The sequence below is a fragment of the Marinobacter salexigens genome (assembly GCF_018860765.1).
Classification (GTDB): Bacteria; Pseudomonadota; Gammaproteobacteria; order Pseudomonadales; family Oleiphilaceae; genus Marinobacter; species Marinobacter salexigens_A.
Genome location: NZ_JAHKPV010000001.1, coordinates 860,618 through 874,789 on the forward strand (window position 1 = coordinate 860,618; position 14,172 = coordinate 874,789).

A 14,172-nucleotide genomic window follows, 5' to 3' on the forward strand; every position below is an offset into this window, starting at 1 on the left:
TCGCCTGCCCAAAATTGACGGAAATCTGAACAATCGGGTCAATTCAGGCGCGCTATTATGCCAGAGGCGCCGGTAAAAAACGACTGCTCCGGAAGTCTCAGGATTGCTGACTTCCGGGCGAATTTATAACCAGCCCTAGTGTAGCGTGTGGCCAGAAAAAAGGTGATCTATATCGTTTCTATCGAAGCGATAGTGTTCGTGGCAGAACTGGCAATCCATATCGATGGCGCCCTGTTCCTCCAGTATGCTGTAACACTCGTCTTTGCCTATGGCTTCTAGCGCGACGAGGGTTCTGTCTCTGGAGCAGCTGCACTGAAACGCTACCGCCTCGGCGTCGAAAAGCCGTACTGTTTCTTCGTTAAACAAGCGGTGTAGTAAGGTTTCACTATCTAATTCAAGCAGTTCGGCGGCTTCAACAGTGCGCGCAAGGTGATTGACCCGCTCCCAAAGCTCGTTGTCCTCCTCGGTAGCACCGGGTAGGCGTTGAAGCATTAAGCCAGCAGCGCCGTTTTCATTGGAAAAAAGAAACAGGCTGGTGGGGATTTGCTCCGAGCGCTCAAAATATTCTTCAAGGCAACCGGCGAGGGTTTCGCGCTCCCGGGGCACAACACCCTGATAGCGGTTGCCCTGTCTGGGGGTAATAGTAATCGCCATGCGACCGTCGCCCAGCAGGTTGTGGAAACTGTCTTCACTTATGGCCTGTTCATCAAATCGCGCTAGGCCGCGGATCTTCCGGTCATGACTGCATTCGGCCATGAGTGTCCGCAGCGGGCCTTCGCCTTGCGCCTGAATGGATAGGGTGCCCTCGAACTTTAAACTGCTACTCATTACGATGCTGGCCACCAGCGCCTCGCCAAGCAGTCCGCGAACGGACTCGGGGTAGGGCGCCTGACGGGATATTTCCAGAAAGCTCTCGTTAAGCTGAACCCAGGCTCCGCGCACCTGGCTGTGTTCAAATATAAAACGCTGGAACTGGTCGCGAGATGCCATGGTGGTTCTCCTGAAAACTGGGTGCTTAATTAGATGGGCGACGTCAGATCGATGTGGCTCAAATGCTGTTCTGGTCGCGAAATTTTTGAATATCACGGCGATCTTTCTTGGAAGGCCGACGGGCTGGTGGTAGCTGGGCTGCTTGCATGGTTTTGCGTTGCCACGAGAGGTCTTCCCGCTTTTTTACGCTGTCTTCGGTTTCATGGTAGAGCTTCTGGGCTTCTGGCGCACCGCGCCTGCGCTCACTTATATCGTCAACAATCACGACTTTTTCCATAAAGCCGAGGCGCAGGGTGAGCGTGGCGCCTGACTCAACCAGTCGTCCGGGTTTACAGCGCTGGTTGTTGTAGTGAACTTTGCCGCCTTCAACCGCTTCTTTGGCCAGAGCGCGCGTTTTGTAGAATCGCGCAGCCCAAAGCCATTTGTCGAGTCTTACCCGTTGATCGTCCGAAGTGGATGCCGCCATGTCTCCTCACTTGATGGGCGTTTGACAGCATTATAGCGCTCTCAGCCACTAGATGGCAGAGGCCTTTGCTGGTGAATGGAGGACAGAATTTCATCAAAGTGATGAACGCAGGGGATGTCGGGATGCGTCTCCCGGGCAGCTTGCGTGCTATCAGGAGCCAAAATGCCCAAGCACTGGGCAATGCCTGCGGCTCGAGCACTTTCTAAAACGGGGAAGCTGTCATCCACCATTAGAGTGGTGGCAGCACGGTATGGCGCCAATTGCTGTAGGTCTTGCCAAAAAGCGGTGTCTTCTTTGGGTTTACCCAGTTGGTGGCTAGAAACAATGCAGTCTACAAAACTGTCGAGGCCTGTGCACTGTAGCTTTAGCTCAAGAGGGTCGGGGTGACAGTTAGTTACGATGACCGATCTAAGCCCGGTTTTTTTGAGTGCTTGAAGGAAGTTCGCTACGTGAGGGCGGTAACCAATTCGGTTGCCGACTTCGGACTTTAGGCCAGTGATGTCCATAGCGAGCCGCTCGCTCCAATAATCGGTGCAATACCAGTTCAGGGTGCCTCTCTCGGCCATGATCATGCTGATAAGTTGGTGCTTTGCTTCGTCGGGGTGCAGGTCGTACTGTTCAGCGTAGCGCTGGGGCAGGTGTTCCAGCCAGAAGTGATTGTCGAAGTGCAGATCAAGCAGTGTGCCGTCCATGTCCAGGAACACGGTTTCGAGAGACGTCCAGTTGATCATAAGTATAAACAGCCTGAAGAATTTTCGTCAGGCTGCCGCAGATGCCAACGAGAGGCAAGCCCGAATGTTACTTACCAGACTGCTCGACAGTCTCGGTTTTTTGGCCAGTTGTGGTGCAGCCAAGGCAGCGCACAAACGTCGCTTTCGCCGGGCCTACTACCAACGTTTCTCCAGCTTCAGCGGCATTGCCTCCAAGTAGAGAAAACGGAAGGGATACCAGATAAACGGCGGCTCCAACAACGGTAGTAGCCAGTAGAACGGGGCGCACGAACACTGCGTCACCGGCCATCGCCAAGGCGGACGGGCTTTCATCGATAGCGCGGGCGTGGCCTACGGATGAAAAAGCTAATAAGCAAGCCGTTAGCGTGGCCATCAAGGTGCGTGAAATAGTGCGGGTCATTGTATGTCTCCTGAGTGTTAATCCTCTGTTAACTATGAATCATATTTGCGTATTTTCAAACGAATATTCGCTGAGAGTTGCGCAGTCTCATGGGGTTTAGGCAGGGAGTCGCCAAGAAACTACCTCTGGCATCGAGTGCAGTACACCGTTGACCGGCCGCTCATGCGGATTTCCTTCAAGGGTGTTTCGCACTCTGGGCAGGGCTCTCCTGTTCGGCCATAAACGAGCAAGGATTGAGCAAAGTAGCCCGGTTTGCCATCGCTATTCACGAAGTCCCGCAGAGTCGTGCCGCCCATCAAAATCGCAGCGCTGAGAATTTCGCGAATGGCCTCCGCAAGGCGTTGATAGCGGTCGAGGCTGATGCGGCCAGCTTTGCGTCGGGGGTGAATGCCAGCTTTGAATAAGGCTTCGTTGGCGTATATGTTGCCTACGCCCACAACCACGTGGCTGTCCATAATGAAGGCTTTCACTGGGGTGTTTTTTGAGCGCGAGAGTTGGAAGAGCATTCGACCGTTAAATTCCGGTGATAACGGCTCTGGGCCGAGGCTGGCAATTAATGGGTGCGCCGCAGCAGGGGCGGCCCACAACCAACAACCGAATCGGCGTGGATCATTGAAGCGCAGAGTAACGCCGGAATTCAGCACAAGGTCGATGTGGTCGTGTTTCTGTGCTGGCGCGCTATCCGTGATGATGCGAAGGCTGCCCGACATGCCCAAGTGGATAATGGCTGTACCATGGTCCAGATTCAGGAACAGGTATTTCGCGCGCCTGTCCACTGTTCGGATAATCCGGCCTTCCATTTGTTCAGCAATGTTCTCAGGCACAGGCCACCGCAGGCTGCCATTGCGAACCTTGATTTGATCGATGGTTTGGCCTTCACAGTGCGGCGCAATGCCACGCCGTGTGGTTTCCACTTCAGGTAATTCGGGCACGCAGACTGTCTCCGGTCAAATGTGTGAGCCGTAATATTGCGCAAATGTGAACAGTAACAAATTTGCATTTTAAAGCTGTTGTTCTAGCTAACAGCTGTACGCTAAAGTAATCGTGCCGGTGCCAAAAATTGCAGGCGCCCAAGATTTTGATTTGAGGATAAATTATGTGGTTTAACGGTCTCCTTGACCTATCAGTGATGCAGCTGATTTTAGTTGCTTTGGGTATGACCCATATCACTATCATCAGTGTAACGCTCTATCTGCATCGCCATTCAGCTCACAACTCGTTGGATTTGCACCCTGTACTGAAGCACTTTTTCCGCTTTTGGTTGTGGCTGACCACCGCGCAGAATACCAAAGAATGGACCGCGATCCATCGTAAGCACCACGCCAAGTGCGAAACCGCAGAAGATCCACATAGCCCAGTGGTGCTTGGGATAAAGAAAGTGCTGTTTGAAGGCGCGGAGCTCTATGCGTCGGCGGCTACACCGGAGACTCTTGAACGTTACGGCCAGCGAACTCCCGATGACTGGGTCGAGCGAAACATATATAGCCGCTACAAGATGCTGGGTATTACCCTGATGGCGGTTATTAACTTAGCGTTGTTTGGCGTGCATGGTATTTGGATATGGGCCGTTCAAATGGTCTGGATACCCTTCTGGGCAGCCGGTGTGGTGAACGGAGTTGGCCATTGGATGGGTTACCGTAATTTTGAGTGTGCAGACAATGCCCGCAACATTTCTCCATTAGGCATTTTGATTGGTGGGGAAGAGCTGCACAACAACCACCATACCTACCCGAACTCATCCAAACTCTCGCGTCGTTGGTACGAGGTAGATATCGGCTGGGGTTATATCCGCACTTTCCAGCTGTTTGGTCTAGCTAAGCCCAAAGGATATCGGCCCATTGCGCATTATGTGCCGGGTAAGCAAGACGTCGATGTCGAAACCGTTCAGGCCATTGCCAACAACCGGTTTGATATCATGCGCCAGTATCGCAAGCGTGTAACAGAGCCGGTTCTGCGCCAACAAAAGAGCCTGATGGATGAGGAGATTCGGCCCCGGTACCGAAAGCTCAAGCAGCTTTTGTCCCGGGAAGTCACCCTCATAAAGCCACGTGAGAAAGAAACGCTGGAGTCGGCTCTGGAAAGCAACGCTGTTTTGCGCCAGATCTACGAGATGAGCAACGACTTACAGGCACTTTGGCGCCAGCGTGGCCTCAAACCACAGGACAAGCTCCACGCATTGATGGAGTGGTGCAAGGAGGCTGAAGCCAGCGGCATCCGGTATCTGGAAGAGTTTGCCGCCCATTTGCGGGCCTATTCGTTGCGCCCCGCAGTCTGAGCGACTCGGTATAGACAATAAGTGACCTGTCCTGCGGTTTTTTGCCGGTGCAGTTGCCAGTCGGCGGGTGCAGACGGAGTAGGCAGGTCGCTCTCATGCTCCACATAGACCCAGCCCCCAGACTTAACCCAGCCCTGAGAATCCAGCAACGGAAACAGTGTTGTTAACCAGCCCTGCCGGAATGGCGGGTCCATAAATACGATATCAAACGGCTGCCGCGCCCGCTGGCTGAGATAAGTGTCTACGTTGGTGCAGGTAACCGTGCCAGCCTCGGAGCCAAGAAGCCGAAGGTTGTTGCGCAGCGCCGTTGCCAAAGCGGGGTTGTTGTCAACCAGCGTGGCATGGGCGGCGCCTCTGGAAAGCGCCTCGAAGCCAAGCGCGCCTGAGCCGGAAAACAAATCTAAACAGTCGCTTCCCGCCAAATGAAATGAAAGCCAGTTGAACAGAGTTTCCCGCGTGCGTGCTGGCGTTGGGCGCACCCCTCCCGCGTCAGGGAAGCGGAGTTTACGGCTGCGCCAGTCGCCGCCGATAATGCGCAACTCACCGCCAGCCCCTGGGTTACGGGCGGCTAGTGGCTTGCTTGAAGGCCGCGGGCCTGAGTGTTTTCTTCGCGCCATATCCTAAGCTCCGGAAGCTGACTGGGTTCTTGCTGGCTGGCGTATCTTAGCGGAAAACCGGTGTTCCATGATAATCCACACGACCCTCACTTCCCGGGGACAGTCTGCTAGAATGTGCGCTTTATTTGTCCCGCCCAATCAGACTGACGGTATGACTTTATGATGGCAGAGTGGATTTCAGTCGGCCTTTTGGCCCTTCTTGTATTCGTATTTGTTCTGGATATCGCCAGCAACCGACGTCGGGTTCCGCGGCCGAAGCCCGTGCCCCAGCGCAAACCGGAGGCTCTGAAAGGTCCCGCACCCGCCGCACCGGTTGAGCGCAAAGCTCCGGACGCTACCCCCGAGCCCGTGCCAGAAGAGCCTGCGGAAGCGCCAGCCGCCCCTGCACCGAAGACAGTGGCAGAGCCTGAGCCTGCACCCGAACCAGAAAAGATACCGGAGCCAGAAGCTGCGCCCCAGCTCAGCGTATTCGAGCGCATCAAGCAGGGTTTGGGTAAAACCCGAGCGAGCCTCACCGGTGGTATGGCTGATCTTTTTGCGGTTGGCAAGAAGATCGATGAAGACCTACTGGAGGAAATTGAGACCACTCTGCTGATGGCCGATGTGGGCGTGACTGCCACTTCAGAAATTATTGAATCCCTTACCGACAAACTCCAGCGCAACCAACTAAAAGACGGCGAAGCACTGCGCAAGGCGTTGCGTGATGAATTGCACGGCTTGTTAAAGGATGTCACCAAGCCGCTGACGATTGATGCGGGAACTAAGCCTTATGTCATTTTGATGGTCGGCGTGAACGGCGTAGGCAAGACCACCACAATCGGCAAGCTTACGAAAAAGCTCCAAAGCGAAGGCAAGTCCGTCATGTTGGCGGCAGGTGATACCTTCCGTGCTGCCGCTGTTGAGCAGCTTCAGGTTTGGGGTGAGCGTAATAACGTTCCTGTGGTTGCTCAACATACCGGCGCTGATAGCGCATCGGTGATTTTTGATGCGATCCAGTCAGGTCGGTCCCGTGGCGTAGATGTTGTGATCGCGGATACGGCAGGCCGGTTGCAGAATAAAGATAACCTGATGAGCGAGCTGGAAAAAGTCGTTCGGGTTATGAAAAAACTAGATGACACCGCCCCTCACGAAGTCATGCTGGTCCTGGATGCGGGCACAGGGCAGAACGCACTGAGTCAGGCACAAGTGTTCCAGAAGGCGGTTGGCGTAAGCGGTATCACCTTAACGAAGCTGGACGGTACAGCCAAAGGCGGTATCGTGTTCGCCATTGCTCGCCAGTTGCAGCTTCCTATTCGCTTTATCGGTGTGGGTGAGCAAGTTGATGATCTGCGCAGCTTCGATGCCGAAACCTTTGTGGACGCATTGTTTGCAGAATAGTTTGTCGAGCCACCTGAACTTGTGGAGCAATAGTCCGCCATGATCGAATTTCGTCAGGTTACCAAGCGGTATGACAGCGATCATACTGCATTGCGACAGGTGAATTTTCATCTAGCCCGTGGTGAGCTGGCCTTTCTGACAGGGCATTCTGGTGCGGGCAAAAGTACCCTGCTGAAATTGCTTATGGTTATGGAACGCCCCAGTGCAGGGGAAGTGGTGGTTGGTGGTCAAATATTGAATAGTCTGCCAAGGCGACAAATTCCTTATATACGTCGCCACATTGGCGTAGTGTTTCAAAACCACCAGCTGCTTTTTGATCGTACCGTATTCAACAACGTTGCCATGCCTTTGGAAGTTATGGGCGCTACGCCGCGTGACGTTGGGCGGCGGGTAAGAGCTGCGCTGGATAAGGTTGGCTTGCTGAGCAAAGAAAAAATGAATCCCTTACAGCTCTCGGGCGGTGAACAGCAGCGCGTAGGCATTGCGCGGGCTGTGGTGAACAAGCCACCGCTACTGTTGGCGGATGAGCCCACGGGTAATCTGGACCCAAAACTGTCGGCAGATATCATGAACCTGTTTGCGCAGTTCAGTCAGGTTGGCGTAACCGTGCTCATAGCCAGTCACGACCTTGCTCTGATCAACGAGATGAACCGGCGCACATTAACGCTGGATCACGGTAATCTGGTTGCCGGTGGTAACCCGCTTCAGGGAGGTGCCGGTGGCCGCTGATCCTTCACCCAAGCTCCGTAAGGCAGACGCTGAAAGAGGCGCCAAAACGTCTCGGTCCCCTTGGAGCGAGCAGGCTGAATCCTATTTTACACATCACCGAAAAGTAGCTCGTGACAGCGCAGTTCGCATGTGGCGAACGCCGGTGGCAAGCCTGATGACGTGGACCGTTATGGGCGTGGCTTTGGCTTTGCCGGTTGCGCTTCTATTATTGTTAGCCAGTCTGCAAGGCGTGAGTGCCGGGTGGGAAAGCAGTGCGCGAGTGACTGCCTACATGAAAATGAGCTCTAGTCTTGAGCAGACTCAGGCTCTGGCTAGTGAAATCGACGGAGATGGCCGTGTAGCGGAGCTGGAATTGATTGATCGCGATCGCGCCTTGGCAGAGTTCCGGGCATCGTCGGGCCTGGATGATGCTCTGGACTATTTAGAAGAGAACCCCTTGCCTCACACGTTGCTGGTCACGCCAGAGGAAAGTGCTCGGTCTGCCGACGGTGTTGCGGCTCTGGTAACGTTTATAGAAGGTATGGAGGGAGTTGAGCGGGTGCAGGTGGATCTAGGCTGGTTGCAGCGCCTTAACGCCATGACAGACCTGCTTGCGCGGGCAGTATGGGCGCTTGCCATATTGCTGGCCGCAGCTGTGGTACTGGTGATTGGCAATACCGTGAGGCTGTCCATAGAGAGCCGTCGTGATGAGATCCTGGTCGCCAAACTGGTTGGTGGTACAGACAGTTTTGTGCGCAGGCCTTTTCTTTATACCGGTGCCTGGTTTGGTCTTGGAGGTGGCGCTGTTGCCTTGATACTGCTGCAGCTATCCCTGTGGTGGCTGAGTGGCCCCGTTGAACGCCTCGCTGGATTGTACCGCAGTGACTTCTCACTGAACGGCTTAAGTCTTGATGGTGGGTTTGCGTTGATTATTGCCGCAATGCTGCTAGGCTGGCTGGGCGCTTGGGTAGCGGTAAAGCGCCATCTTGATGACATTGAGCCGGGGGAAATTGCCGGTGGTTGATGATCCGGACTGCGGAAAGACCGTATTGAAGTAAGATGCATTCCGGAGTAGGTTCGTAAGCAGTTAAAGTTAGGGAGAATTCTCCATTTAGTTGATTTGAAACGTTTTACTTGGGGATTCGGGAACTTTTAGGGTTCGTGACGGTCTAATTTTTATTCGTTATATTATGCGACCGTCAGGTTCGGAGGATACAACATGGGTACGAGCTTACAGCTCATTGAAAAACTTGTTCCGGGCGCAAATCTTGAGGCATATATTCAGGCCGCGAGTCGCATTCCGGTACTCACCGTGGATGAAGAACGAGAGTTGGCCGAGAGGCTGCACTACGAAGAAGACGTAGATGCAGCTCGCCAACTGGTGTTGTCCCACTTGCGTTTTGTTATCCATATAGCCCGCAGCTATTCCGGTTATGGATTGGCGCAGGCGGATTTGATTCAGGAAGGTAACGTTGGCTTGATGAAAGCTGTCAAGCGCTTTAACCCGGAATACGGGGTGCGGCTGGTGTCTTTCGCAGTGCACTGGATTAAAGCTGAGATTCATGAGTTCATTCTGCGTAATTGGCGCATTGTGAAAGTGGCGACCACCAAGTCCCAGCGTAAACTGTTTTTCAATTTGCGCAGCCAGAAGAAAAAGCTGGCGTGGTTGAGTCACGATGAACTGCACGCAGTGGCAGACGACTTGGGTGTTGAGCCAAGGGTTGTGCGTGAAATGGAAGGCCGCTTGGCGTCCCACGACACTGCCTTTGATGGCCCGATGGATGATGATGACGATAGCGCCTACAAAGCGCCGGCGTATTATTTAGAAGACCATCGCAGCGACCCAGCCGTTCAACTTGAAAAAGCGGACTGGTCTGAGGACTCTAACGGTCGCTTGATGCAGGCGTTGGAGCTGCTTGATGAGCGCAGTCAAGATATTCTGCGTGAGCGTTGGTTATCCGATAACAAGGCAACACTTCATCAGTTGGCCGACAAGTACGGTATTTCAGCCGAGCGTATTCGCCAGTTGGAAAAGAATGCCATGAAGAAAATCCGCACGCAGATGACGGAAGCTGCCTGATTAAGGTAGAGCATCTGCAAGTGTCCTGAAAACGCCACCACCGGCCACCGGTTGGTGGCGTTTTTGTTTGTGTGGTGTGTAATGCACTCAAGTATAAGAGGCGATTGGGCAGGCGTTTCCAAAACCGTGCGGAGCCATGGATGGCGGAGCCGAGCGTACATGGATGTATTTACAGCGTGTTTTGGAAACGCCTGCCCAATTGCCTCCTCCACCGATGCTGGATAGAGACCCACTCCTATGATCGAAAAACTCCCCCGAATCGCATTTCTTGGCATCGGCCTCATGGGCGCACCCATGACCCGTAATCTGCTGGATGCAGGTTTTTCCATGAATTTATGGAATCGCACCGCCAGCAAGTGTGAGCCGTTTTCTGCCGAGGCAACTGTCGCGGCCACTCCCGCTGACGCAGTGCGAACCGCCGATGTGATTATCACCATGCTGGAAAACAGCGATGTGGTAGAGCAGGTGTTGGTTGCTAGCGGTGCTATAGAAGCCATTAAGCCGGGCGCTCTGGTGATTGATATGAGCTCCATTCAGCCATCGGTGGCTCGTCGGCATGCTGCACTTGCGGCGGAACAGGGTGCTGGGTATGTGGATGCGCCGGTTTCCGGTGGAACTCTGGGGGCAGAGGAAGCACGATTGAGCATTATGGCTGGGGGTTCTGAGGATGATGTTCTTCGGGCGCAACCGATATTCGAGGTGCTGGGCAAGAGCACCCGAATTGGCCCTGTGGGCGCCGGGCAGCTTGCCAAATTGGCTAACCAGGCGATTGTCGGGATTACCATCGGGGCTGTGTCTGAGGCTCTGTTGTTGGCTGCCAAAGGTGGGGCTGATCCGGCAGCTGTGCGGGAGGCGCTTATGGGGGGGTTCGCTGGCAGCCGGATTCTTGAGTTGCATGGTCAGCGCATGATCGACCGAGATTTTACGCCCGGAGCACCAGCGCGTATCCAGTTGAAAGACATGCGGATGATTTTGGATGAAGCCCGCGCTGAAGGATTGACGCTACCCTTGTCACAGCAGGTGCATAATGAATACCTGTCTCTGGTTGCTAATGGTCACAGCGACGCTGATCACAGTGGCTTGCTGCTGGAACTGGAGCATATTAACCGCGCCCGCCTTGGTGCTGCTGACTCGGGATCTAAGGAGTAACTGCCATGCCGCGTTTTGCTGCCAATCTATCGATGCTATTCACCGAAATGCCGTTTACCGAGCGTTTTGCCAAAGCGGCTGAGGCCGGGTTTACTGGCGTGGAGTATCTTTTCCCCTATGAGTGGCCTAAGGACGAGTTGGCCAAGGCGTTGGAAGAAAACGGTTTGACTCAGGTTCTGTTCAATCTACCCCCTGGTGATTGGGATGCCGGGGAACGTGGGATTGCATGCTTGCCGGATAGGGTTCATGAGTTCCGTGCAGGTGTAGAACAGGCAATTGAGTACGCGCGAGCGTTGGGGTGTAAGCGGTTGAACTGCCTGGCTGGATTGAAACCGGTGGAACTGAGTGAAGACACGGCCTGGCAAACGCTGGTGGCGAATGTGGCCTGGGCAGCGGATAAGTTGGAGGATGACGGTATTACGTTGTGTGTTGAGGCAATAAACTCTCGGGTCGATATGCCTCGTTTTTTCCTTGATACGTCTGCTAGAGTCATGGCGCTGATTGAGGATGTGGATGTCGATAACCTGCGCCTGCAATATGACATCTACCATATGCAAATCATGCAGGGCGATCTGGTGCGATCCATGGAGTGCTTGCTGCCATGGATTGGGCATATCCAGTTTGCCGACAACCCGGGCCGGCATGAGCCGGGAACCGGAGAGATTAACTTTTCGAATGTTTTTTCTGCCATCGACAAAATGGGTTATGACGGCTGGGTAAGTGCGGAATATCGGCCCTCTGGCACCACCGCAGATAGCTTGCACTGGTTGCCGATCTAAGGTCGCCCGTCGCCATTAGCGACACCCTCTTACAAGATCGTAACTGGCCGGTGTCCCGAGATATTCGTACTCTGTTGTTAATGTAATCCGCTATCAGGAGGAGATCCGGTGAAAGCGCTGGTAATCGAAGACGATCAGGACGTAGCAAATTATCTTGTTAAAGGGCTGAAGGAATCAGACTTCGTAGTCGATCATGCTGCCGACGGCAAAGACGGCATGATGATGGCCGCCAGTGAAGAGTACGACATCATGATTGTCGACCGTATGCTCCCGGGCATGGACGGGCTCTCTATTATTAAGACGGTCCGCGCCACGGGAAATCAGGTGCCGGTACTTATACTGAGCGCCTTGGGCGATGTTGATGATCGTGTTGAAGGCTTGCGGGGCGGCGGTGATGATTACCTGACCAAACCTTTTTCTTTTACGGAACTTCTCGCCCGAATTGAGTCACTGGTTCGGCGGAACCGCCAGTCTGCAGAAACCGAAACCGTGCTTCGGGTAGCCGATTTGGAAATGGATCTGTTGGCACGAACGGTAAAACGCTCTGGCCAGAACATTGACGTTCAACCCCGTGAGTTCCGGTTGCTGGAGTACTTGATGCGTAATGCTGGTCAAGTGGTCACCCGAACCATGCTGTTGGAGAAAGTCTGGGATTATCATTTTGATCCCCAAACTAATGTGATCGACGTGCACATAAGCCGTCTACGGGCAAAGATCGACAAGGAATTCGAGACCCCCTTACTGCAAACCATTCGTGGTGCAGGATACATGCTTCGTGAAACTACTTAGCCAGCTCAGGACATCGTCCTTCCAGCTTGCCTTGCTGTACATGGTGGTGTTTGCCACCTCGGTATTTTTGTTACTGGCCTTTATTTACTGGCGCACAGCGGGTTTTATGACCGCTCAGACCGACGAGACCATTGAAGCAGAAATCGCCGGGCTGGCGGAGCAGTACAGAGGGCGTGGTGTAAATGGTCTGATCACGATTATTCGTGAGCGGGTTGCCCGCGATCCCAATGCAAAAACGATCTATCTACTGACCACCGAAGATTCTCTCAAACTGGCAGGTAACCTAGAAACCTGGCCGGAAGGCAGCCCCTCAGAGGGCGGCTGGGTTAACTTCACGCTTAGCTCTGCAGTGGGCTGGACAGGGCCGGAACGCTTGGCCCGGGCTCGAATTTTTGAAGTTCAGGGTGGGTTGAGGTTACTGGTCGGCCGAGATGTCGACGAACTCACTAATCTCAAACGAGTGATTGAAACCGCCATTAACTGGGGAATGGGGATCACCCTTGCATTGGCGCTGCTCGGCGGTTACCTGATGAGTCGAAACACCATTCGCCGCATCGAGGTCATCAACAATACCTCCCGACGAATCATGAACGGACACCTCTCACTGCGCATACCCACCCGTGGTACAGAGGATGACTTTGATCAGCTTGCAGAAAACCTGAATCAAATGCTGGACAGGATTGTCTACTTGATGGAAGGCATTCGCCATGTGTCTGACAGCATTGCCCACGACCTTCGCACTCCTCTCACCCGCCTGAGAAACCAACTCGAAAACACCTTGATGTCCGTGGATAACGATGAGGCCCGCGAGCAAGCAGGCCGTGCGGTTGCAGAAGCGGACCAACTACTTGCCACCTTTAATGCTCTTTTGCGTATCGCGCGCTTGGAGACGAAAGGTAATTCTTCTGACATGAAGCGGGTGGCACTGGATGAGTTGGTGTCAGATGCCTGCGAGCTTTATGAAGCCTTGGCGGAAGACAAAGAACAGACGTTTGAGCAGTCCCTTGAGCCCGGTGTAATCATTGAAGGCGACCGAGACCTGTTATTTCAGATGATCAGCAACTTGATTGACAATGCTATCAAATATACGCCCGAGCAGGGTGCCATTGGCGTGGTTGTGAGGAAGGAGGGGGGCGACGCCGTTTTCGAAGTCAGGGACAGCGGTATCGGTATTCCTGACGATGAGAAAGATCAGGTGTTTCAGCGCTTTTACAGGGTTGGCAAGAGCCGTTCGCTTCCCGGCAATGGTCTGGGGCTCAGTTTGGTGAGCGCCGTTGCGGAAATTCACAAAGGGCGGATTGTGCTGAGTGACACGGACGAAGAAGCGCAACCGCCAGGCCTTACGGTCGCGGTGTATATGCCTGCCCCCACTCATGTACGAAAACGCATCAGAGTTAAGCAGGCGGGGCAGGAAAACGAATCTGTTAGTGCTGGCGCAGTTGCGGGACAGAAACCGACCGTATCCGAGTCTTAGTGGCTCGGGCGGAACCGCTTTACCTGTGACATTACTGGAGCGACCAGTGTGTCGGCACGGGTTTCAATTTGTTGGGTAATGCGCTCAAACTGTGAGCGACGAAGGTTCAAGCGAACCTGAATGCTGTCCCACTCACCTTCTAGATGCTTCTGTTCTGACATCAAAAAAGCCGCAATGTTATGGCGGTTAACTTTTCCGGTAATGCCCATCTGGTCAAGGCGGTAACCCACGGCGTCTATGCCTTCTAGAGCTATATTCAGGAGCTTCTGTGTATTCATTGTGCTATCTCCAAAGCTGGAAGCGAATATAAGGTTCGTTGTCCGAAAGCTATAGGCCT

16 protein-coding genes are annotated in these 14,172 nt (G+C 53.8%); 9 read left to right on the plus strand and 7 right to left on the minus strand.

From position 1 onward, the window contains the following. Positions 1 to 135: 135 nt before the first annotated feature. The 5 genes from hslO to mutM form a co-directional block, all read right to left on the minus strand. Positions 136 to 990, minus strand: coding sequence for an Hsp33 family molecular chaperone HslO (gene hslO, locus KO508_RS03880; RefSeq protein ID WP_216006990.1), 855 nt, complete (start codon positions 988 to 990; stop codon positions 136 to 138). A 58-nt stretch (positions 991 to 1,048) separates the two neighbouring features. Then, entirely contained in the window at positions 1,049 to 1,456 is a 408-nt protein-coding gene (gene hslR / locus KO508_RS03885; RefSeq protein ID WP_216006991.1) for a ribosome-associated heat shock protein Hsp15, read from the minus strand. 41 nt (positions 1,457 to 1,497) lie between these two features. Further along, a complete protein-coding gene (gene yrfG / locus KO508_RS03890) occupies positions 1,498 to 2,187 on the minus strand; it encodes a GMP/IMP nucleotidase (RefSeq protein ID WP_216006992.1) in 690 nt (229 codons plus the stop codon). A gap of 67 nt (positions 2,188 to 2,254) precedes the next feature. After that, positions 2,255 to 2,587 carry a hypothetical protein gene (locus tag KO508_RS03895; protein ID WP_216006993.1) on the minus strand — a complete coding sequence of 111 codons (333 nt, stop codon included), beginning with the start codon at positions 2,585 to 2,587 and terminating at the stop codon, positions 2,255 to 2,257. Between the two features lie 119 nt (positions 2,588 to 2,706). Next, the gene (gene mutM / locus KO508_RS03900) at positions 2,707 to 3,519 is read right to left on the minus strand and encodes a bifunctional DNA-formamidopyrimidine glycosylase/DNA-(apurinic or apyrimidinic site) lyase (protein ID WP_216006994.1); all 813 of its coding nucleotides are present in this window, start codon (positions 3,517 to 3,519) and stop codon (positions 2,707 to 2,709) included. A gap of 164 nt (positions 3,520 to 3,683) precedes the next feature. On the opposite strand from mutM, the gene KO508_RS03905 reads away from it, so the two are divergent. Next, on the plus strand, positions 3,684 to 4,862 hold the full coding sequence (locus KO508_RS03905; protein WP_216006995.1) for a DesA family fatty acid desaturase: 1,179 nt from the start codon (positions 3,684 to 3,686) through the stop codon (positions 4,860 to 4,862). Here KO508_RS03905 and rsmD read toward each other — a convergent pair. After that, complete coding sequence (gene rsmD / locus KO508_RS03910) at positions 4,838 to 5,479, minus strand: 16S rRNA (guanine(966)-N(2))-methyltransferase RsmD (RefSeq protein WP_216006996.1); 642 nt, start codon at positions 5,477 to 5,479, stop codon at positions 4,838 to 4,840. The two genes, KO508_RS03905 and rsmD, sit on opposite strands and share 25 nt — an antisense overlap. Positions 5,480 to 5,638: 159 nt before the next feature. Between rsmD and ftsY the strand changes: the two genes are divergently transcribed. The 8 genes from ftsY (at position 5,639) to KO508_RS03950 (ending at position 13,835) form a co-directional block, all read left to right on the plus strand. Continuing rightward, entirely contained in the window at positions 5,639 to 6,856 is a 1,218-nt protein-coding gene (ftsY, locus tag KO508_RS03915; RefSeq protein ID WP_216006997.1) for a signal recognition particle-docking protein FtsY, read from the plus strand. 39 nt (positions 6,857 to 6,895) lie between these two features. Further along, positions 6,896 to 7,585 carry a cell division ATP-binding protein FtsE gene (gene ftsE / locus KO508_RS03920; RefSeq protein WP_216006998.1) on the plus strand — a complete coding sequence of 230 codons (690 nt, stop codon included), beginning with the start codon at positions 6,896 to 6,898 and terminating at the stop codon, positions 7,583 to 7,585. Beyond that, complete coding sequence (gene ftsX, locus KO508_RS03925; protein WP_216006999.1) at positions 7,575 to 8,588, plus strand: permease-like cell division protein FtsX; 1,014 nt, start codon at positions 7,575 to 7,577, stop codon at positions 8,586 to 8,588. Before ftsE ends, ftsX begins: the two co-directional genes overlap by 11 nt. Positions 8,589 to 8,783: 195 nt before the next feature. Then, complete coding sequence (rpoH, locus tag KO508_RS03930; RefSeq protein WP_216007000.1) at positions 8,784 to 9,644, plus strand: RNA polymerase sigma factor RpoH; 861 nt, start codon at positions 8,784 to 8,786, stop codon at positions 9,642 to 9,644. A 237-nt stretch (positions 9,645 to 9,881) separates the two neighbouring features. Further along, positions 9,882 to 10,793 (plus strand): NAD(P)-dependent oxidoreductase, encoded by a 912-nt coding sequence (locus tag KO508_RS03935; RefSeq protein ID WP_216007001.1) that lies wholly within the window; start codon positions 9,882 to 9,884, stop codon positions 10,791 to 10,793. Positions 10,794 to 10,798: 5 nt separating this feature from the next. Beyond that, positions 10,799 to 11,572: a hydroxypyruvate isomerase gene (gene hyi, locus KO508_RS03940; RefSeq protein WP_216007002.1), complete on the plus strand. Its 774-nt coding sequence runs from the start codon at positions 10,799 to 10,801 to the stop codon at positions 11,570 to 11,572. 108 nt (positions 11,573 to 11,680) lie between these two features. Further along, positions 11,681 to 12,361, plus strand: coding sequence for a winged helix-turn-helix domain-containing protein (locus tag KO508_RS03945; RefSeq protein ID WP_216007003.1), 681 nt, complete (start codon positions 11,681 to 11,683; stop codon positions 12,359 to 12,361). Beyond that, complete coding sequence (locus KO508_RS03950) at positions 12,348 to 13,835, plus strand: sensor histidine kinase (protein WP_216007004.1); 1,488 nt, start codon at positions 12,348 to 12,350, stop codon at positions 13,833 to 13,835. Before KO508_RS03945 ends, KO508_RS03950 begins: the two co-directional genes overlap by 14 nt. Here the strand turns inward: KO508_RS03950 and KO508_RS03955 are convergent. Further along, on the minus strand, positions 13,832 to 14,113 hold the full coding sequence (locus KO508_RS03955) for a hypothetical protein (RefSeq protein ID WP_216007005.1): 282 nt from the start codon (positions 14,111 to 14,113) through the stop codon (positions 13,832 to 13,834). The genes KO508_RS03950 and KO508_RS03955 overlap by 4 nt on opposite strands. Between the last annotated feature and the right edge of the window lie 59 nt (positions 14,114 to 14,172).

What these genes read in the sequence shown, in the direction of transcription:
- hslO (WP_216006990.1), bottom strand. Translation starts at nt 990, where the DNA reads ATGGCATCTCGCGACCAGTTCCAGCGTTTTATATTTGAACACAGCCAG.
- hslR (WP_216006991.1), bottom strand. Translation starts at nt 1,456, where the DNA reads ATGGCGGCATCCACTTCGGACGATCAACGGGTAAGACTCGACAAATGG.
- yrfG (WP_216006992.1), bottom strand. Translation starts at nt 2,187, where the DNA reads ATGATCAACTGGACGTCTCTCGAAACCGTGTTCCTGGACATGGACGGC.
- KO508_RS03895 (WP_216006993.1), bottom strand. Translation starts at nt 2,587, where the DNA reads ATGACCCGCACTATTTCACGCACCTTGATGGCCACGCTAACGGCTTGC.
- KO508_RS03905 (WP_216006995.1), top strand. Translation starts at nt 3,684, where the DNA reads ATGTGGTTTAACGGTCTCCTTGACCTATCAGTGATGCAGCTGATTTTA.
- rsmD (WP_216006996.1), bottom strand. Translation starts at nt 5,479, where the DNA reads ATGGCGCGAAGAAAACACTCAGGCCCGCGGCCTTCAAGCAAGCCACTA.
- ftsY (WP_216006997.1), top strand. Translation starts at nt 5,639, where the DNA reads ATGATGGCAGAGTGGATTTCAGTCGGCCTTTTGGCCCTTCTTGTATTC.
- ftsE (WP_216006998.1), top strand. Translation starts at nt 6,896, where the DNA reads ATGATCGAATTTCGTCAGGTTACCAAGCGGTATGACAGCGATCATACT.
- rpoH (WP_216007000.1), top strand. Translation starts at nt 8,784, where the DNA reads ATGGGTACGAGCTTACAGCTCATTGAAAAACTTGTTCCGGGCGCAAAT.
- KO508_RS03935 (WP_216007001.1), top strand. Translation starts at nt 9,882, where the DNA reads ATGATCGAAAAACTCCCCCGAATCGCATTTCTTGGCATCGGCCTCATG.
- hyi (WP_216007002.1), top strand. Translation starts at nt 10,799, where the DNA reads ATGCCGCGTTTTGCTGCCAATCTATCGATGCTATTCACCGAAATGCCG.
- KO508_RS03955 (WP_216007005.1), bottom strand. Translation starts at nt 14,113, where the DNA reads ATGAATACACAGAAGCTCCTGAATATAGCTCTAGAAGGCATAGACGCC.